The following is a 17862-nucleotide window of genomic DNA, read 5'->3' on the forward strand; positions in this document are numbered from 1 at the left end:
CCGTACCCTTCCCTCTTTTCTTGGTTTTATTGTAGTACCATTATTATATGTTGTACTACAATCTGGATCACAAAACGGACAATAAATACAATTTGGCAACATCGCGTGTTACCAGATTTCAACATCCAGAGGAATTGAGTTGAGCGAAGGTGGAAGGCGGCTCCATTATTCCTAACAAGGATTGCTTGCTAATATAGCCTGTAGGTTATAATGTATTTACGGCGTGTAGGACATGGAGGTTTACAGATTGGCATGGGAAATAGTCACACGGGCACTATTCGATACGTGGTTTGATGAGCAAACTGAAACGGTACAGGAAGAAATTTTGGCACACCTCTCTATACTCGAAGAGGATGGCCCACAGCTAGGGCGACCACAGGTTGATCAGATTAAAGGCTCAAAATACAAAAACATGAAGGAGCTTCGAGTTCAGGTTAGCGGCCACCCATTCCGAACATTCTTCGCCTTTGACCGGACACGTAAAGCGATTGTTTTATGTGCAGGAGATAAGAAAGGCGAAGATGAAAAGTTGTTCTACGAACGTATGATTAAGATCGCAGACGCTGAGTTTGCATCGCATCTGATATCACCGGAGGTAAAAGAAGATGGCGACGCTTAAAGAAATGATGGCTAAACGTTCACCGGAGAGCCGCGCCCGCATTGAAGCGCGCACGGCTGAGATCCGTCAGGAAATCACTTTAGCGAAATTACGCGAAGAGCTGAACATGTCGCAGACTCAGCTTGCGTTAGCACTGGGCGTCAAGCAGCCATCTATTGTTAAGATGGAGAAGGTCGAAAATGACCCAAAACTGTCAACGCTGAAACGCTATGTCACTGCTCTAGGCGGCAAGCTTACGCTAGATGTGACCTTGCCTGATGGTAAGCGTATCGCGCTTACTTTGTAATTCAGTCGTTCTGGATTTTCAGTAAACGCGATTCGTTCACTCCAGAACAAAATGCCCCTCTCCGACTTGCTTATAGCGGCGTGCGGGAGGGTGGAAATCAGGTGCACGTACCGGACTGCGCAGTTCATCATTGGTGATATTACGCACCGGACGAGTATCTGGGTCAGGCACGGGCACCGCAGCAATCAGACGCTGGGTGTAATCATGCTGCGGATTGTCGAAGATCGCCGAACGTGGCCCGATCTCCACAATTTCGCCGAGATACATCACCGCCACGCGGTGGCTGATACGCTCGACAACGGCCATATCGTGCGAGATAAACAGGAATGACAGCCCCAGCTTCTGCTGGAGATCCAGCATCAGGTTGATCACCTGCGCCTTGACGGACACATCCAGCGCCGACACCGATTCATCGGCAATAATCACTTTCGGCTCCAGCGCCAGCGCACGCGCAATACACACTCGTTGCCGCTGCCCGCCGGAGAACTGATGCGGGAAACGCGAAGCCATATCGCCGGATAATCCCACCTGTTCCAGCAGTTCGCTCACTCGCGCATTCACATTCTGTCGGGTCGCCAGACCGTGCAGCAGCATCGGCTCGGCGATAGCTTCCCCTATCCGCATACGCGGATTCAGGCTTTCATATGGATCCTGAAACACCATTTGAATCTGCCGCCGCGACTCGGTCAGCTCACGCTTATCCGCCGTCAGGATATTTTTTCCCAGCAGTTGAATGTCGCCGCTAACGGCGTCGTTGAGGCGAATAATCGACCGTCCGGTGGTGGATTTACCGCAGCCCGACTCGCCAACCAGCGCGAGCGTTTCGCCCGGCCAGAGATCGAACGAGACATTTTCCACCGCATGAACTCGCCCAGACAGCCGACGGAAAAATCCTGATCGGATATCAAATCGAGTGACCAGATTTTTTACCGTCAGCACCGGCTCCTCACCCGACACGGTATTCACCGCCTCCGGCACCGGCTGGCGTTCGCCCGTTTTGAGATCGATCAGCGGAAAACGCTGTGGCCATGCGCTGCCGGACATCGAACCGAGTTTGGGCACCGCGGATAGCAGCATACGAGTATAGGGCTGTTGCGGATGATGAAAGATCTCCCGCGTGACGGCGTTTTCCACCATTTCACCCTGATACATCACCAGCGTGCGGTCGGACACTTCCGCCACCACGCCCATGTCGTGGGTAATAAACAGCACTGACATCCCTTCTTCTTCCTGAAGAGTTTTTATCAGCGTCAGGATTTGTGCCTGAATCGTAACGTCCAGTGCCGTCGTCGGTTCATCGGCAATCAGCAGCTTCGGGTGGCAGGCCAGCGCAATCGCAATTACCACGCGCTGGCGCATCCCGCCGGAGAAGCTCTGCGGATATTCGTTCAGCCGTGATTTAGCCGCCGGAATACGGACTTTTTCCAGCAGGCGCACCGCCTCGGCACGCGCTTCGGCTTTCCCCATGCCGCGATGGCGTCGCAGCACTTCCGTAATCTGGTAGCCAATCGGCAAGACCGGATTCAGGCTGGTCATCGGCTCCTGGAAAATCATGCCGATGCGGTTCCCGCGCACGTCCTGCATCGCTTTATTAGGGAGCGACAGCAGCTCGGTGTCGCCGAAATGAATCTGACCCTCAACCCGGCTTTGGCCGGGTGGCAGCAAGCGCATGATGGATTTCGCCATCACGCTTTTCCCTGAACCGGATTCCCCCACCACGGCGACCGTTTCTTTCTCGCCAATCGTGAAGGACAAATCCCGCACCACGTTCATCCACTCCCCGTTCACCTGAAAGGCAGTGGTCAAATGCGAAACGGACATAATCGGCGCTGTCATGTGTGCGTTACCCCTTATTCCTATGGGCGTTCCCACAGATTAATTCCGCGGATTGAGGATGTCGCGCAGCGCATCCCCGACCAGATTGATCGCCACAATCAGCAGCAGCAGCGTCAGCCCCGGAAAGAAGCTGATCCAGTAGTCGCCCGACATCAGGTATTCAAAACCGTTTGAGATCAGCAGCCCCAGCGACGGTTCCGTCACTGGCAGCCCGATCCCCAAAAACGAGAGCGTGGCTTCCAGCATGATGGCGTAGGCGATGCGCATCGTCGCTACCACGATCAGCGGTGCCAGACAGTTCGGTAAAATATGGCGAAACAGGATGCGGCGGTTGGACAGTGCCATGCTGCGCGCCGCGTCCACGTAGCTGCGGCGACGTTCCACCAGCGCCGAACCGCGAATCGTGCGTGCGTAGTAAGCCCACTGCGTTACCACCAGCGCCATGATGATCTTGTCGACCCCTTGCCCCAGCACCGCCAGTAGGATCAGTGCAATCAGGATCGGCGGGAAGCTGAGCTGGATATCGACGATACGCATGATCGTGGCATCCGTTTTTCCACCGACGTAGGCGCTAATCAGCCCCAACGAGGCACCAATCAGCAACGCAAGCACCGCACTGGAGAAACCCACTATCAGGCTGATGCGGGTGCCATACAGAATGGCGCTGAACAGGTCGCGCCCTTGATCGTCCGTCCCCAGCCAATACGTCATGCCCGCCATGCTCTGCGCACCCGGCGCGAGTCGGCCATCCATGATGTCGAGCTGCATCAGATCGTAGGGATTCTGCGGCGACAGCAGCGGGGCAAACAGCGCCAGCAGCACAAAAATTGCCAGCATGATCAGCCCGCACAGCGCCAGCCTATCGTTAATCAGCGCCATCATCACGCGCATCACCGGATGAGCGTTTTTTTGCACGGCAGCGGGCTGGTGTATCGTATTTCCCGTCATCCCTTGTCTCCTCCCAGCCGCACACGCGGATCGACCAGCACATACAGCAAATCGACCAGCAGGTTAATCACGCTGAACATCACGACGGTAATCATCAGATAAGCCAGGATGACAGGGCGGTCGAGCACGGCGATCGAGTCGATAATCAGCTTGCCCATGCCCGGCCAGGCATAAATGGTTTCCGTGACGACGGCGAATGCAATCAGCGATCCCAGCTCCAGCCCCAGCACGGTAATCAGTGGAATCAGCGTGTTGCGCAGCACATGCACCAGCACGATGCGGGTTTCTGACAGCCCTTTCGCACGAGCAAACTGTACATAGTCCTGTTGCAGACACTCCATCACCCCCGCGCGCATCAGGCGGATAACCAGCGAGATTTTAAACAACGCGAGGTTAAACGCAGGCAAGAGAAGATGTTCGAGACCATCGCGGGTCAGAAAGCTGAATGGAATACCGAATAACTCATGCGTATCGCCCCGGCCAGAGGACGGCAGCCAGCCCAGCTTCACGCTGAACAGCATAATCATCACCAGCCCAATCCAGAACGTGGGTAGGCTAAAGCCGAGGATAGAGAAAGTCATGATGGATTTGGACACCGCGCTGTCCGGCTTCAGGCCAGCGTATATCCCCAGCGGAATACCGACAACCAGCGCCATCACGAACGCCACCATCGCCAGTTCGAGCGTGGCGGGCATGCGCTGAAAAATGAGCGTCAGCGCGGGTTGGTTGAAGATAAACGAGTTGCCCATGTCGCCCTGCAAGGCATTCCAGACAAACAGCCCGTACTGTTCCCAGACGGGTTTATCCAGACCAAAGGACTGAATCACCGCCAGCCGTTCCGCTGGCGTGGCCGTCGCACTCAACAGCATATCGACCGGATTACCGACCAGATAAACCCCCACAAACACCAGCACCGACATCACAGCCAGCGTCAGCAGCGTTTGTCCGATTCGGCTCAGCAGGTAGGCGACCATCAGCGCTCCTCAGATCCATTGATTGCTTCAACATCATTTATTGCTTCAGAGCCATAGCGGCGCAGGCGATCGGCAATCAGCCCGAGGAATCCTTGTTCGTCGATTTCCCGCATGACCAGCGCATTCGCTGGCTCACCCAGCTTGTTATAAAAATCGGCAAACACGTAACCCATGTTCTTACCGGAAATTTCCACCCCGACGCGAACGTGTTTTGACTTGAACAGCTCGGGCTTCAACAGCCACGCAATGACGGTTGCATCATGAATCGGTCCACCTTCACGACCAAAACGCTCGACTTCGCTACGGTCAAACATGCGCAGCAGCGCGGCCATCGCCTTACCCGGCGCACCGCCGCTACGTGCGATGGCATCAACCTGTTCTGTCTGAATCAGCGCCTGAAAGGTTACATCCAGCGGCATGATGACAATGGGAACACCGGAAGAAAAAACGATTTCCGCCGCATGGGGATCGGCATAAACGTTAAAATCCGCCCACGGCACGCGATTCCCCATCGCGGTAAAGGCGCAGCTCATGGACACAATCTGTTTGATGCCGCGAGCGACATCAGGATGGAAGCACAGCGCCAACGCCAGATTCGTCAGCGGGCCAAGTGAACAAATGGTGATCGGGTTATTATCGGCCGCCGCCTGACGCGTCATCCGCACCAGAAAATCAACGGCGTGTTCCTCTTCCGGCGACAGCGCGCTTTCTGGCACCCAGTCAGAGGAAAACTTGCCGATGTGCGCGTATTTACCGAAAACCTGATCGCGGATGAGCGGGCGCGAAGCACCCGCAAAAATCGGCACATCGGTTCTGCCCGTCACCCCTACCACATTGCAGGCGTTCGGCAGCGTGGCGGCAAGCGGCACATTGCCTGCCACCACGGTAATCCCAAGCACGTCCAGCTCGGGCGACGCCAGTGCCAGCCAGATGGCTATCGCATCGTCGACGCCGGGATCGGTATCAATAATAATGCGTTCTCGAACCATGTCAGACACCTTCTCTGTAGCGGCTCAATAGGTCGGCAAACAGCTCGACAACCTGTTTAGCATCCACCCCCGTAACCACATCGACATTCGGCTGACGATCGGTTTTTCCGTACCAGTCGGCAACGGTCTGCCCCATGCACAGCTCGCTTTCCTGCTCAATGTAAACGCTGGCTTTTTCCGTCGTGAAGCAGTGCGGCGCCAGCACCCAGGCGATGACCAGCGGATCGTGCAGCGGGCCGCCGCGTGAGCCGTAGCGACGGATATCATTGCGATCCCAAAACGCCATCATTTCACCCAACGGCGCGGAGATGCGTCCAGATAACGCAATGAAACGCGCCACTAATTCCGGCGTTAAAATCACCTGATGCGTGACATCCAGCGGTAGCGCGACGATAGCAATCGGCGAATCAAACACCACCTTGGCGGCCTGCGGATCGGCAATCATATTGAATTCAGACGTCAGGCTGCGGTTGCCCGCTTCGCGGTACGCGCCGCCCATCATCACGATGCGAGCAATTCCGTCGGCAATCTCGGGTGCCATACGCAGCGCCATCGCCACGTTGGTTAACGGCCCTAACGTACAGAGCGTGATCGGCGTGCCGTCAGCGATCGCCTGACGACACTGCTCAATGATAAAATTCACCGCATGTTTCGCGTCGGCCTGTTTTTGTGGCGCAGGCAGCACCGTCTGACCCAGTCCGCTTTCGCCGTGAAACTGGCCATGAATAGGGTCACGCAACAGCGGCCGATGGCAGCCGGCGAAAACGGGGATATCCGTACGCTGACCCAGTTCAACAATTTGCAGCGCATTATGCACCGTCTTGTCCAGCGACTGGTTACCGCACACCGTGCAGATACCGCGAATATCCAACTCTGGTGCCACAAATGCACTTAATAACGCAATCGCGTCATCTATCCCCGGATCACAATCAATAATAATAGGTAAAGCGCTCATCCTTCGATGATTCCTTTTCTCTTTTTAATAGGTACTGCCGAACATCAAGGTGCAGAAAACCCCACACCTCTATATAGCGTGAAAAATAACAAAGCTATTAGGTGTTAAAGAGAATCGGGTGACACCAGATAGGGAAAAACACCGCTAAATGTATTCACTCCGCTCTCCTTGTTACGGATAGATAAGGGGTGAATACTCACCCCTTATTTGAATCATAAATGACAGGTGACTATTTCGCAGAACGGACGAAGTACGGCAGCGTGTAGGCATCGGAACGGCCCACGTAGGTATACTGCTTTTTCATCGCCCAGGTGTTGGACAGGAACATCACCGGAATCACACCCAGATCGTTCATGCCAATGTTCATCGCCTCAGCCAGCAGCGCACCACGTTTGGTTTCATCCAGCGTGACACGTGCTTCGTTCAGCGTTTTATCAAAGACAGGATTGGAATAGCGACCACGATTACCCTGTCCTGCATTGGGGCCAAAGGTTTCTAACAATGGCCCCAATACGCCAGAAGCTTCCCCGGTTTCAATCGCGGCCCCGCCCATAATCAAACTGAATTCGAGACGGGACGCACGTGAGAAGTACACACTGCCGGGCATCGTAACCACCTCGGTTTTGATACCAGCCCGTGTGAACATTTGGCCAATGGCCTGAGCAATTTTAGAATCATTAGGATAACGATCGTTCGACGCGTGGAAGGTCAGCGTGAAGCCGTCGGGGTAACCCGCCGCCGCCAGTTCCTGTTTGGCTTTATCCGGATTATAAACCGGCGCAGGAATGGAAGCGGAATAGCCTAGGTACCCCTTCGGTACAAGCTGAGAGGCAACAACAGCCTGCCCCTCCATCACACGGTCAACGATTGCCTGGCGATTAATAGCTAAAGACATCGCCTGGCGTACTTCTTTTTTTAGTAATGGGTTTTTACCATCAGGACCTTTGGCGAACGGTGATTCCTCTCGCTGCTGGTCCATGTGAAGGTAAATAACACGATTCCCTGGTGTTGAAATCGTTTTTAACTGCGGATTTTTTTCAATATTACTGCTATCGGCTGTTGGAACGTTTTCAATCATGTCCACATCACCGGATAATACGGCTGCTACACGTGCACTACTGTTTTTAAATACACGGACAGTAACGTTGTCCCACTCTGCTTTTCCTCCCCAGTAATCGTCATTTCGAACAAGGACTACCCGGTCGTCCGGCACCCAGGAAACAAATTTGAATGGCCCTGTACCAATCACATCTTTTCCTGAATTCAACGTTTCCGTTGGGACGTTCTCAAGTCGAGCAGGCAAAATGGAAACTCGACTTAAATTATTCAGCAGCAGCGGCGAAGCCTCTTTTGTCTTAATCCGCACCGTTAGTGGATTTACTTCTATTACCTCAGCAATGTCGCTGACGTAAGGTGCATAAGAGCTAGGGCTGTTTTTCGATGCCAGCGCAACACGCTTGATGCTGGCAATCACATCTTTAGCCGTAAAATCACTGCCGTCGTGAAACTTAACGCCAGGACGCAATGCAAATTCCCACGTCTTGTCGTCAATCACTTTCCAACTGGTTGCCAGGGCAGATGCAATCTGCTGTTTTTCATCCTGTACAACCAAACCGTCAAAAATATTGCGCGCCATTGCGCTATTCGCCCCACTCACATAAAACTGTGGATCCATTGATGTGGTGGAGGAAGCCAAACCGATATTCAGGTCCGCGCTATAAACCAAAGGTGAAGATGAAAATAAAACGGTAAACAATAACGCCAGCGTTGATTTCTTCATTCACTAACCCTCTATTCCATGATTGATTACTAGTGAAGTGTATTAAATCTTATGATTGTCAGTCTATGCGCGAGATTGGATAATGAAAAATTGCATTTTGTGTTAAATTGATAACTAAATGTTATGTTTTAAGGTGACGAGCATGCGTATCAATCCCCGCCAGGTTGAAGCCTTTCATAAAGTCATCCTCACTGGAGGCATCACCGCTGCCGCAAACATGATGTACATCACCCAGCCCGCGGTCAGCCGACTCATTAAGGACTTTGAAGACGCACTGAACCTTAAGCTGTTCGATAGGGACGGGCGCGGCCTGGTTCCACGCGCGGAGGCGATGAAGCTGTATCGCGAAGTCGAGCGTCTTTATCTGGGGTTGGATCACATCGGGATGATTGCGGATGAAATTCGCCATGCCAAGGGCAGCGTGCTGCGCATCGCCGCCGTTCAGGCGCTCTCGTTTCTTTGTTCAGATCAGGTTCTCCCTACCTTACTCAAGAAATACCCCGATCTTTCCCTGTTTTTAGACATAGAAAGCAGTAGCCATATTACGAGCGCCATTTCTGAAAATCAGTATGACGTCGGCTTTATTTTTGGCCAGCCGGGCATCAAAGGGCTGGAAGCTGAACCACTGGCGGACGCCAGTGCTGTCGCGGTGTTAGCGGTGGATCACCCTCTTGCCACGGCGGATGAAATTACGCTTGCCGACCTGGCCAGTACGCGCGCTATTCTGCCGGGAAGAACCACACCACTGCGGGCGCAGCTTGATATCTCCTCCAGAAAAGAGCAGATCTATCTGCATAACCCCATCGAAACCTCAATGGCTAACTGCTGCGTGCTGGCATCAAGAAACGTTGGCATCGGCGTGGTGGACTTTATTACCGCCCTGAACAGCCCTTCGCCGGTTATCGTTAAGCCTTTCAATCCTGATATAAAAATGGCGTATTGCGCGGTTTATCCCCCGCAAATTCCCCGCAGCCAGGTGGTGAATCACATCACTCAGGTTATGAAAGAAAAAATAGCGAGCAGTCTGGAATTAAAATAATTTCCAGCCAAAGCCGTTATTTTTATTAATGTATTTATTGAATAATGACTGCTGGGGAGTGGATTTATAAAAATAAAAAGCGGAGTTATTATTTTAAGTAAAAATAGCCATCATTGATGGCTATTCGGCGTTATATATTTCTAATCAGGCATTCAGCACAAATTTCTCAATCGCATAAGCGACGCCGTCTTCCATGTTGGTTTTGGTGACGAACTGGCTGGCTTCTTTCACTTCGTCGATGGCATTGCCCATCGCGACGCCAATACCCGCATAGCGAATCATCGCCAGATCGTTCTGCTGGTCGCCCAGCGTCATGACGCTTTCGCGTGGAATGCCGAGGTGCTCCGCCAGCATCTTCACGCCTTCACCTTTGTTAACGCGCTTATCCAGAATTTCCAGATAGTATTCGGCGCTCTTCATGATGGTATAGCGTTCAAAGGCTTCCGGTGGCAACTGGCTGATGGCGCGATCCAAGATCTCAGGCTCATCAATCATCATCACTTTCGGGAACGTCAGGCTGCGATCCATTTCCTCTACCGCACGATACTTCAATGGCATCCCGGTCAGGTGAGATTCGTGGATGGTGTAAGGGCTGATGTCTTTATTGGCGGTATAGACGAAATTGAAGTCCAGCGCGTGGAAATGGACGCCCAGTTTGCAGGCCAGTGCTTCGAAATAGAGATAATCATCGAAGCTCAGCGCCGTTTGCGCCACACAGTCGCCATTGACCGTACGCTGTACCAGCGCACCGTTATTGGTGATGCAGTAACAGCCTTCCTGCTGCAAATCCAACTCCATCAGGTAGCGTTCCACGCCGATGTAGGGGCGACCGGTAGCCAGCACAACTTGCACGCCTTTCTCTCTGGCAGCGGTAATCGCGGCTTTTACCGCAGGTGAAATTTGATTTTGGGGCGTCAGCAACGTCCCGTCCATATCAATCGCGATCAGTTTTACAGACATAGTTTTTCCAGCATCAAGTTATCTGTTTTCATGCTAACGCGATTCAGCGATGAAGTCGTTAGTGAAATACAGCAGGGTGACAGGCGTATGACATGCAACGTAAAAAGCCGTGCAGTTAAGCACGGCTTAGATCATTAACAAATCTACTTATCGAGCGAAAACGGTGGTCATGGGATAGAAGAGTAAAGCGTCCGCGCCAGGGGAAAAAACATCAGAAACGTTTTTGAACGCCGCTTACAGGGAGCGTTCAGAATTCTGTGTCACGGTAAAATCATTACAACACAATCACGTTATTCACTCGCCCACCAAAGTAAATGGCTAACTGCGACAATGTCGAATTACAGTCCTGAAGCAGCATTGTCCACTTCTCCTGCACATCCATCAGCCACAGATAAAGCTGTTTTAGCAGGTTATTTTCGTTCGAGAAGGCTCCTTTGGTTTTCGTCAGCTTACGGAACTGCCGGAGCCCATCTACACCACCAGAGCACATTACCTCACAGGCTGTTGGTCTGTTTTAGGCTGGTTGGCGCGGTAGGCATCCATGATCGGTGCCCAGTCCATACCTAATGGGACAGGGTGCTGTTTAAACAGCTCGCCGTACTCTTTGTCGAAATCATCAATGCCGTATTGTCTTGCTACAGGTACCTTTTTATCATACCAATCATCGGTGACCTCTTCGGCAATGCCACGGGCAAGCAAGAGGTCTGGTTTGACAAGTAGCCTATCGGCTTTCAATAGCACCTCATAATAACCGCCGGGGGCCAGACCAAAATAGAGCCAGCTACGTTGGTCAGTGCGTTCGCCAACCTGATAACGCTGTTGCATTTGCTGGGCTAGGTCTGTGGGTAAACTCACCGTAATACGGTACCGCTTACGATCATAGAAAGAAACCATCTCTATCGAAGCCTTATCAGGGACGGGAACACCCTCGGTAGGTAACCCGCCCCCTCCTGCCCAATAGTAACGTTTGTCTGTGATCCGATCACTCAGCAGCCCACCCGCTCCACCGCCCGCCTCACGATCGGCGTAAATAAGTTTTCCACCACGATAAAATTCCGTTCGCGTATTGTTAGTGATATCAATATTGCTGCCCGTACCATAACTCCAGTTAACCGGAGTTCTGACATGTGGACTTGAGCAAGCGGTCAGCGAAATGCATAGCCCCACAACCATAATCAAATACCTGAACATCATGCCTCCTGATTGCCGATGATATGCCGCCGTTCCTTGCTGACGGTGGTTTCCTGTTTGTGAGTTCCCGCCGGACTGGATATGCCCTGATTGCTGGCGCTGCGGTGCACATAGTCACGACGCAGCGCCCGATAAACCTCCGCAGAAAGTTGCTGACTCAGGTTCTTTATCACGCCCTGTTCGATTGCTGCCAACGACCAGAGTTCATCCAATTTAGTCAGATTGACCGAGGGTTGCTTGACCGAGAGCGGTTCAAGTTGAAGCATCTTATCTTCTGCACGCCACACCTTAAACGGCACCCCAGCAGCCCGCCCGGCCTCCACCATCATATGTAACGGGATACGCGAGTATTCCCCTTCTACCACGCGGTTCATCACCACCTCCACATACACGGCCTTTTTCGGCCATGAATCATCCTTACCGCGCTTGCGGATAAACAAATAGGGGATCAAACTGATTGCCCCCACGGGTGGCGTGGCCGCACGCGGTAAATGCGGGTGAAGCCGATCCACCCAGCCCTGCGCGATCTTTTCCTCGGCATAGGCTTTCGCCTGACGGTAGGCGCGACTTTCCATATCCGGCGTAGTCGTTGCTTCTTCGCTCATAAAGCGCTCCAGTTCAAGGCACTCGGTTAGCGCCGGGTCACTGTTTGGGTTACGCAGGCTCCAGCGGCTGTAATACCCGCCGCCGATATCTGAGTGTGCGCCCGGCAGGGCCAGCTCGGTAAAGTGCGCGGGGATGCTGGTACCAATCGCCGTGGGCGTGATGCGTGTTAAGGGGAAGTGCTTGCGAACTTCATCCAGTGCGGTTAAATGTACCACCCGCTCGGCGCAGTCATCCTGCAAGCGGATGTTGAGACTGGGATGATACGATGAAGCCACCGTATCAAAAATCCCGACAAAGGTGATACGCACATCGTCCCGACTGGCCCAGTCAAACCCCGCTTTCAGCCGGATTGTGGGTGTATTGGCGATCGCCTGCACCAGCGGATGATCGGCTTTCTGGTCGATGACATTGACAAAATGGCGTGCCGCCGCCGCCCCACGGCTAAAGCCAAACACATCGAAGACAATACGGTGGATGTAGTCGATGTTAGGTAATGTATTTTCTAAATCCCGCATGACAGCGGTAACAATGCCCTGTTCGCAGGCCTGATTCACCTTGCCAACGGTGGAGGTATTTTCGCCACCAAAATCCAGATCCAGCCCTTTTGTCAGCATATCGTCCGTTTGGTATTCCGTGCCCTCCTTCCCTGCAACCGGATCGCGCGTACCAATGCCGCTGATATAGCTATGGGCGACCAGCGGGCCAGCCGTCAGATCGTATTGGTTAAATAGCTTGCCCACATTAGTAATATCGTTCGCCGCACTGTCACTCACCGGAAGCCGCCCCATCTGGCAGCCACGCAACTCTTTCTCCCGCTGTGCCGGATCGGCGCAGGTTTCAGCCAGCCATTGTTCTACCTTTTTAAGGCCAGACTCGGCGTTATAGGTGTTATTCCCCGTGCCATCGAAGAACACGCCGATGCGCAGCACGTTGATCTGGTAGCCTTTGACTTCGATAACGTAGGAATGGTTGGTAAAGAAACGGACGCTGCCGGCTTTGCCTTCCTGATGTGCCTCTGGCAAGGGTTGCTCAGGTGCGGTCAGGCACAGGTCACCGGTGGTCGCCTTAATATGTTCACGTGGCGTGTCATCGTATCCTGCCTTTTCTGCCACATAGGCAGGGACGGCACTTTGCCCGTCCTTCAATACTTCACGTGATTGCGCCGCCTTGAGCCAGGGCTGCGTCTCCAGCTTCACGGTGATGGGGCCCACCGCAAAACCCTGTACGATGACAGGCCCTTCTTTGAGGGTGATCGTTTCGGACTTGCCGGTATCGTCGGTGAGGGTCGCTTTTAGCCCTTTAAACGAACGGTTGTGTTCATCACGAACATCAATCTCTATCCAGCAATCGTAATGTTCGCAGGGGATACAGTAGGGATCGGCTGCCATTAGTTAACTCCTGTCAACTCTGATGAAAAATGAAATGTCCCGGATTGGGGTCTGAGTCTGCTCACACCACAATCCATGTTGGCTAAAATGCCGTGCTGATAAAAATGCGGAAAACATCGGTTGGTCAGGGCGCTGGCATTAAGTTAACCGTGATGTGCTCATGCCGTAGACGGTCGGTGGGGTGCAAGGCTGGGAAGGTAGACAAAATGATGAAAACGCTCCATGTGACATCCTTAACGATATTCCTTGTGAGAAAGACAGTGCATGTAAAGGATAGCAAGGTGAGCAGGGAATCAATAGCACAAGGAAAGGGCTAAAAATAAGAAAACCAATTGATTATAATGGTAATTATTGTTATTAAAATAACATACTACCTAACCGTGTAGATATCTCAGAGGGCTAATTTCGCCTGTACTCACATGGTGGGTTCGATGTGATGCCAGGGTGATAGCTGGCAACAGTACAAATCCCCAATGAACTGGGGATCTGAGTATTAAGAAGCGGGTTAAGGGGAGTATCGATGTGCGTAAGCCAACGCACAGGGATATTTACAGTGCCTTTACGCTCTACGCTCCCCGGACTTTATCCGTAATCTCGGCTCTGTGACCAACGTTTTCCTGTAATCGCCGTTATAATTCAGTGCCGTTGCTGGCGATCACCTTCTTATACCAGTCGAAGCTCTTTTTCTTCGAGCGCTTGAACGTGCCAGTGCCATCATCGTGTTTATCCACGTGGATGAAACCGTAGCGTTTGTTGTACTGGCCCGTGGTGAACGACACGCAGTCGATGCAGCCCCACGGGGTATAGCCCATGAGTTCCACGCCGTCTTCCACAACCGCTTTCTTCATCTGATCGATATGCGCCTTGAGGTATTCGATGCGGTAATCGTCGCTAATGCTGCCGTCGGTTTCCACCTTGTCTACCGCGCCAAAGCCGTTTTCGACGATGAACATCGGTTTCTGATAACGCTCGTAGAAGCTGTTCAGCGTATAGCGCAGGCCAACCGGGTCGATCTGCCAGCCCCACTCCGATGCCTTCACATGCGGGTTCTTCACGCCGCCGTCAAAGCCCGTAATCGCATCTTCCTTTTTCTGGCCTTTTGCCGCCAACTGCACCGCGCTGCTCATGTAGTAGCTGAAGCCCAGATAGTCCGTGCAACCTTCGCGCAGCGTCTGTTCGTCTTCCGGCTGCATATCAATCTGATAGCCTTTGCGCGCCCACTCTTTCAGGATGTAAGACGGGTAGTAACCACGCAGTTGCACATCACCGAACAGGTGGCGTTCGCGCATCGCTTCCTGGGCAAACATCACGTCATCTGGATGGCATGACCACGGATAGATCGGCACCAGCGCCAGCATGCAGCCAATTTTGAAATTCGGGTTAATTTCATGACCCAGCTTCACCACTTTCGCACTGGCGACAAACTGGTGGTGCAGCGTTTGGTACATCGCCTGCTCTGGCTTGTCGTGATCGGTAAAAATCACGCCGGAACAGCAGTAGCCAAACAGCGGATACTGCCAGTTACGCTGGTTATTGATCTCATTGAAGGTCATCCAGTATTTCACTTTAGACTGATAACGCTTCATAACCACTTCGCTGTAGCGGACAAAGAAATCCACCACTTTACGGTTCAGCCAGCCGCCGTATTGCTTAACCAGATGATGTGGCATCTCGAAGTGAGACAGCGTAATCACTGGCTCGATGTTGTATTTCAACAGCTCATCAAACAGGTCGTCATAGAATTGCAGACCGGCTTCATTCGGCTCCAGCTCATCGCCATTGGGGAAAATACGCGTCCAGGCAATCGAGGTGCGGAAGCATTTGAAGCCCATTTCGGCGAACAGGGCAACATCCTGCTTATAGTGGGAATAAAACTCCACCGCCTGATGGTTTGGATAACTGACACCAGGCTGTACGCCATCGGTAATCACACGGTCAACGCCGTGAGCACCGCCGGACAGGACATCGCAGATGCTGACGCCTTTGCCGCCTTGATCCCAACCACCTTCAACTTGATGCGCCGCTACCGCGCCGCCCCACAGAAAGTCTTTCGGTAATTGTTCAGCAGACATCTTGTTTCCTTTTCGTTAGTTCAGATTTACATGTTGTTCATTTACAATCGGTTTAATGGATAGATTGTTTCAGGGTGGAGATTTCCCGATGCAGTTGAATCAGCTCCTCCACCAGCTCACGGCATAGCATCGCGTTCATCAGGTGATCTTGCGCGTGAACCAGAATCAGGTTGACCGGGATTTTTCCGCTGCCCTCATCGGCACCAATCAGGGCAGTCTGGATTTGATGGGCTTTACGCGCCGCCACAGAAGCCGTGTTCAGCAGTTCCTCAGCCCTGTCCCAGTCGTATTTTCTGGCGGCGATCAGCGCTTCCATCGAGCTGGAACGTGCCTCTCCCGCATAGATAATCAGTTCCATTACTGTCGTTTCATCAAGAATGGTTTCATCGCGCATCACTCACTGCCTCCTCTGCCGTCCCCACTTCTTGTGCGACCAGCTGACGTTCATACATTTTGAAGAAGGGGTAATAGATTAAGGACGAAACGACAATCAGTACCCCCACCAGCACCACCGCACGCCAGTCCCACCCCGTAGACCAGGCTGCGCCAATCGGGCCCGGCGTTGTCCAGGGTGCAAGAGAAATGACGCGGTGTACCAAATCGGTTTTTAATGCGATATAAGCAAGGATGGCGTTCACCAGCGGCGCGGTAATAAATGGGATGAACAACAGCGGGTTCATCACGATAGGTGAACCAAAAATCACCGGTTCGTTGATGTTGAACATGCTTGGCACCACGGCCAACTTGCCGATGGAGCGCAGGTGAGCAGAACGGCTACGCAAGTAGAGAAAGACCAGCCCCATGGTCGCTCCCGAGCCGCCCACCGTAATGAAGAACTGCCAGAAGGGCTCAATAAAAATTTTGGTGATCGGTGCGCCCGTGTTAAACGCTTCCTGATTGATCCCTAAGTTAGTCAGCCAGAACGCCTGCAAAATGCCGCCGACGATAACCGCCCCGTGAATCCCAGCAAACCACAGCAGATGGCAGAGCAGCACCGCGATCAGGATGGCGGGGAGCGAGTCGGATGCCGAGATAATCGGCGCGAAGACGGCCATAATCGCCTGCGGTAACAACATGCCGAACTGGCTCTGCATAAACAGGCTAAGCGGGAAAAGCGTCAGGAAGATAGCAAGAATCGGGATCAGCAGATCGAAAGACTGGCGGATTTTCGGCGGTACCTGTTCAGGCAGGCGGATACCAATATTGTGCTTCTGCAAAAAGTGCATCAGTTCCGTCGAATAGATCGCCACGATAATCGCGGTGAAAATTCCCTCGCCGCCCAGCGACCCGACCGGCAGGCTTTTGTCGATTTGCGGCGCCGCAACGACCATAAACGACATCAGCGCCAGACTGGCCGCCATAAAGCCGTTCATTTTATAGCTCTGTGCCAGGTTATAAGCGATGGCGCTGGTGATATACACCGCCATAATGCCCATCGTCATGTTATAGGGCATCATGATTTGTTCGCCGTGGCGTTCCACCATCCCCAGCCACCACTGCGCAAAAGCCCATTCACTATTCGGGCTAAAAGGTGGATGAGCGAATAACATCATAAAAGAGCCAACAATTAAAAACGGCATCGAGGCAATGAAGCCATCTTTAATTGCTACAACATGGCGCTGGCTGGAAAGTTTAGCCGCAATGGGGCTAATACGGTTTTCGATAACGCTGAATAATGACTCGCTTAATTTACTCATTATTCCTCCCGTTATATTACGCGATCATCGCCAGGGCATCGTTAAGGACTTTTTCCCCATTCATCATGCCGTAATCGACCATATTAATGACCGCGATCGGCTTCGCTTTCTCGTCAGCTATCGCCTTGAATTCAGGAAATTTATACTTAATCTGCGGCCCCAGAAGGCAGCAATCATATTCATCAATTAGCTCATTAAACTCTTCAAAACCCACGGCTTTTATCTCAACAGCGATCGCATTTTTCTCGGCGACCTTTTCCATCCGCTGTACCAGCATGCTGGTAGACATTCCTGCTGCGCAACAGAGTAAAATCTTATTCATACTGCACCTCACCGTCCGTTTTTTTATTATTCAAGCAAGACACAAAATAATATGCAACCGGTTTCATATTGTTTTTACTATTTTTTGAAGGCGATCATAAATAGCGCAATCGGGGAATATTTTTATCCCTACACTTGTTATTGGTGATAAAAAAGGAGGATTTTTCCCTATAATGACGACATCAGGCAGTACAGGAGAAC

At 52.4% G+C, this 17862-nt stretch carries 16 protein-coding genes and 1 pseudogene; 3 read left to right on the forward strand and 14 right to left on the reverse strand.

Annotation, left to right across the window (positions count from 1 at the left end):
* The first annotated feature begins 232 nt into the window (after window positions 1–232).
* Both H0248_RS20030 and H0248_RS20035 read left to right on the forward strand, forming a co-directional pair.
* Window positions 233–619 (forward strand): type II toxin-antitoxin system RelE/ParE family toxin, encoded by a 387-nt coding sequence (locus tag H0248_RS20030; protein WP_102117949.1) that lies wholly within the window; start codon window positions 233–235, stop codon window positions 617–619.
* The gene (locus tag H0248_RS20035; RefSeq protein WP_010281167.1) at window positions 606–905 is read left to right on the forward strand and encodes a helix-turn-helix domain-containing protein; all 300 of its coding nucleotides are present in this window, start codon (window positions 606–608) and stop codon (window positions 903–905) included. Before H0248_RS20030 ends, H0248_RS20035 begins: the two co-directional genes overlap by 14 nt.
* Before the next feature lie 36 nt (window positions 906–941).
* Here H0248_RS20035 and H0248_RS20040 read toward each other — a convergent pair whose 3' ends face one another.
* The 6 genes from H0248_RS20040 to H0248_RS20065 all read right to left on the reverse strand — a co-directional run bounded on the left by H0248_RS20040 (window position 942) and on the right by H0248_RS20065 (window position 8387).
* Window positions 942–2741 carry an ABC transporter ATP-binding protein gene (locus tag H0248_RS20040; RefSeq protein ID WP_180787232.1) on the reverse strand — a complete coding sequence of 600 codons (1800 nt, stop codon included), beginning with the start codon at window positions 2739–2741 and terminating at the stop codon, window positions 942–944.
* Window positions 2742–2780: 39 nt separating this feature from the next.
* A complete protein-coding gene (locus H0248_RS20045) occupies window positions 2781–3689 on the reverse strand; it encodes an ABC transporter permease (RefSeq protein WP_180787233.1) in 909 nt (302 codons plus the stop codon).
* Window positions 3686–4663, reverse strand: a complete 978-nt coding sequence (locus H0248_RS20050; protein ID WP_010296900.1) for an ABC transporter permease — start codon at window positions 4661–4663, stop codon at window positions 3686–3688. Before H0248_RS20050 ends, H0248_RS20045 begins: the two co-directional genes overlap by 4 nt.
* Window positions 4663–5652 (reverse strand): nucleoside hydrolase, encoded by a 990-nt coding sequence (locus H0248_RS20055; RefSeq protein ID WP_180787234.1) that lies wholly within the window; start codon window positions 5650–5652, stop codon window positions 4663–4665. Before H0248_RS20055 ends, H0248_RS20050 begins: the two co-directional genes overlap by 1 nt.
* Before the next feature lies 1 nt (window position 5653).
* Entirely contained in the window at window positions 5654–6607 is a 954-nt protein-coding gene (locus tag H0248_RS20060; protein WP_180787235.1) for a nucleoside hydrolase, read from the reverse strand.
* Window positions 6608–6836: 229 nt separating this feature from the next.
* Window positions 6837–8387: an ABC transporter substrate-binding protein gene (locus tag H0248_RS20065; RefSeq protein ID WP_180787236.1), complete on the reverse strand. Its 1551-nt coding sequence runs from the start codon at window positions 8385–8387 to the stop codon at window positions 6837–6839.
* Window positions 8388–8529: 142 nt separating this feature from the next.
* Here H0248_RS20065 and H0248_RS20070 point away from each other — a divergent pair, with 142 nt between their 5' ends.
* Window positions 8530–9426, forward strand: coding sequence for a LysR family transcriptional regulator (locus H0248_RS20070; protein WP_180787237.1), 897 nt, complete (start codon window positions 8530–8532; stop codon window positions 9424–9426).
* A gap of 144 nt (window positions 9427–9570) precedes the next feature.
* On the opposite strand, the gene yidA is transcribed toward H0248_RS20070, so the two are convergent.
* The 8 genes and pseudogenes from yidA to H0248_RS20110 all read right to left on the reverse strand — a co-directional run bounded on the left by yidA (window position 9571) and on the right by H0248_RS20110 (window position 17662).
* Window positions 9571–10386, reverse strand: coding sequence for a sugar-phosphatase (gene yidA / locus H0248_RS20075; protein ID WP_174866774.1), 816 nt, complete (start codon window positions 10384–10386; stop codon window positions 9571–9573).
* Window positions 10387–10660: 274 nt separating this feature from the next.
* Window positions 10661–10849: pseudogene (locus tag H0248_RS20080) on the reverse strand (IS256 family transposase); the annotation flags it as partial.
* Between the two features lie 26 nt (window positions 10850–10875).
* Window positions 10876–11580, reverse strand: coding sequence for a DUF2931 family protein (locus tag H0248_RS20085; protein WP_257981568.1), 705 nt, complete (start codon window positions 11578–11580; stop codon window positions 10876–10878).
* Entirely contained in the window at window positions 11577–13571 is a 1995-nt protein-coding gene (locus H0248_RS20090) for a T6SS phospholipase effector Tle1-like catalytic domain-containing protein (protein WP_180787238.1), read from the reverse strand. The genes H0248_RS20085 and H0248_RS20090 overlap by 4 nt, the downstream gene beginning before the upstream one ends.
* 629 nt (window positions 13572–14200) lie before the next feature.
* Window positions 14201–15643: a 6-phospho-beta-glucosidase gene (locus tag H0248_RS20095; protein ID WP_180787239.1), complete on the reverse strand. Its 1443-nt coding sequence runs from the start codon at window positions 15641–15643 to the stop codon at window positions 14201–14203.
* A 52-nt stretch (window positions 15644–15695) separates the two neighbouring features.
* Window positions 15696–16037 carry a PTS lactose/cellobiose transporter subunit IIA gene (locus H0248_RS20100; protein ID WP_180787240.1) on the reverse strand — a complete coding sequence of 114 codons (342 nt, stop codon included), beginning with the start codon at window positions 16035–16037 and terminating at the stop codon, window positions 15696–15698.
* Window positions 16027–17340 (reverse strand): PTS sugar transporter subunit IIC, encoded by a 1314-nt coding sequence (locus tag H0248_RS20105; RefSeq protein WP_180787241.1) that lies wholly within the window; start codon window positions 17338–17340, stop codon window positions 16027–16029. Before H0248_RS20105 ends, H0248_RS20100 begins: the two co-directional genes overlap by 11 nt.
* Before the next feature lie 16 nt (window positions 17341–17356).
* Window positions 17357–17662 carry a PTS sugar transporter subunit IIB gene (locus H0248_RS20110; protein ID WP_180787242.1) on the reverse strand — a complete coding sequence of 102 codons (306 nt, stop codon included), beginning with the start codon at window positions 17660–17662 and terminating at the stop codon, window positions 17357–17359.
* Window positions 17663–17862: the final 200 nt, after the last annotated feature.

This window comes from Pectobacterium brasiliense, assembly GCF_013449685.1.
Lineage (GTDB): Bacteria > Pseudomonadota > Gammaproteobacteria > Enterobacterales > Enterobacteriaceae > Pectobacterium > Pectobacterium brasiliense_A.

What these genes read in the sequence shown, in the direction of transcription:
- H0248_RS20030 (WP_102117949.1), top strand. Translation starts at nt 233, where the DNA reads ATGGAGGTTTACAGATTGGCATGGGAAATAGTCACACGGGCACTATTC.
- H0248_RS20035 (WP_010281167.1), top strand. Translation starts at nt 606, where the DNA reads ATGGCGACGCTTAAAGAAATGATGGCTAAACGTTCACCGGAGAGCCGC.
- H0248_RS20040 (WP_180787232.1), bottom strand. Translation starts at nt 2,741, where the DNA reads ATGACAGCGCCGATTATGTCCGTTTCGCATTTGACCACTGCCTTTCAG.
- H0248_RS20045 (WP_180787233.1), bottom strand. Translation starts at nt 3,689, where the DNA reads ATGACGGGAAATACGATACACCAGCCCGCTGCCGTGCAAAAAAACGCT.
- H0248_RS20050 (WP_010296900.1), bottom strand. Translation starts at nt 4,663, where the DNA reads ATGGTCGCCTACCTGCTGAGCCGAATCGGACAAACGCTGCTGACGCTG.
- H0248_RS20055 (WP_180787234.1), bottom strand. Translation starts at nt 5,652, where the DNA reads ATGGTTCGAGAACGCATTATTATTGATACCGATCCCGGCGTCGACGAT.
- H0248_RS20060 (WP_180787235.1), bottom strand. Translation starts at nt 6,607, where the DNA reads ATGAGCGCTTTACCTATTATTATTGATTGTGATCCGGGGATAGATGAC.
- H0248_RS20065 (WP_180787236.1), bottom strand. Translation starts at nt 8,387, where the DNA reads ATGAAGAAATCAACGCTGGCGTTATTGTTTACCGTTTTATTTTCATCT.
- H0248_RS20070 (WP_180787237.1), top strand. Translation starts at nt 8,530, where the DNA reads ATGCGTATCAATCCCCGCCAGGTTGAAGCCTTTCATAAAGTCATCCTC.
- yidA (WP_174866774.1), bottom strand. Translation starts at nt 10,386, where the DNA reads ATGTCTGTAAAACTGATCGCGATTGATATGGACGGGACGTTGCTGACG.
- H0248_RS20085 (WP_257981568.1), bottom strand. Translation starts at nt 11,580, where the DNA reads ATGATGTTCAGGTATTTGATTATGGTTGTGGGGCTATGCATTTCGCTG.
- H0248_RS20090 (WP_180787238.1), bottom strand. Translation starts at nt 13,571, where the DNA reads ATGGCAGCCGATCCCTACTGTATCCCCTGCGAACATTACGATTGCTGG.
- H0248_RS20095 (WP_180787239.1), bottom strand. Translation starts at nt 15,643, where the DNA reads ATGTCTGCTGAACAATTACCGAAAGACTTTCTGTGGGGCGGCGCGGTA.
- H0248_RS20100 (WP_180787240.1), bottom strand. Translation starts at nt 16,037, where the DNA reads ATGCGCGATGAAACCATTCTTGATGAAACGACAGTAATGGAACTGATT.
- H0248_RS20105 (WP_180787241.1), bottom strand. Translation starts at nt 17,340, where the DNA reads ATGAGTAAATTAAGCGAGTCATTATTCAGCGTTATCGAAAACCGTATT.
- H0248_RS20110 (WP_180787242.1), bottom strand. Translation starts at nt 17,662, where the DNA reads ATGAATAAGATTTTACTCTGTTGCGCAGCAGGAATGTCTACCAGCATG.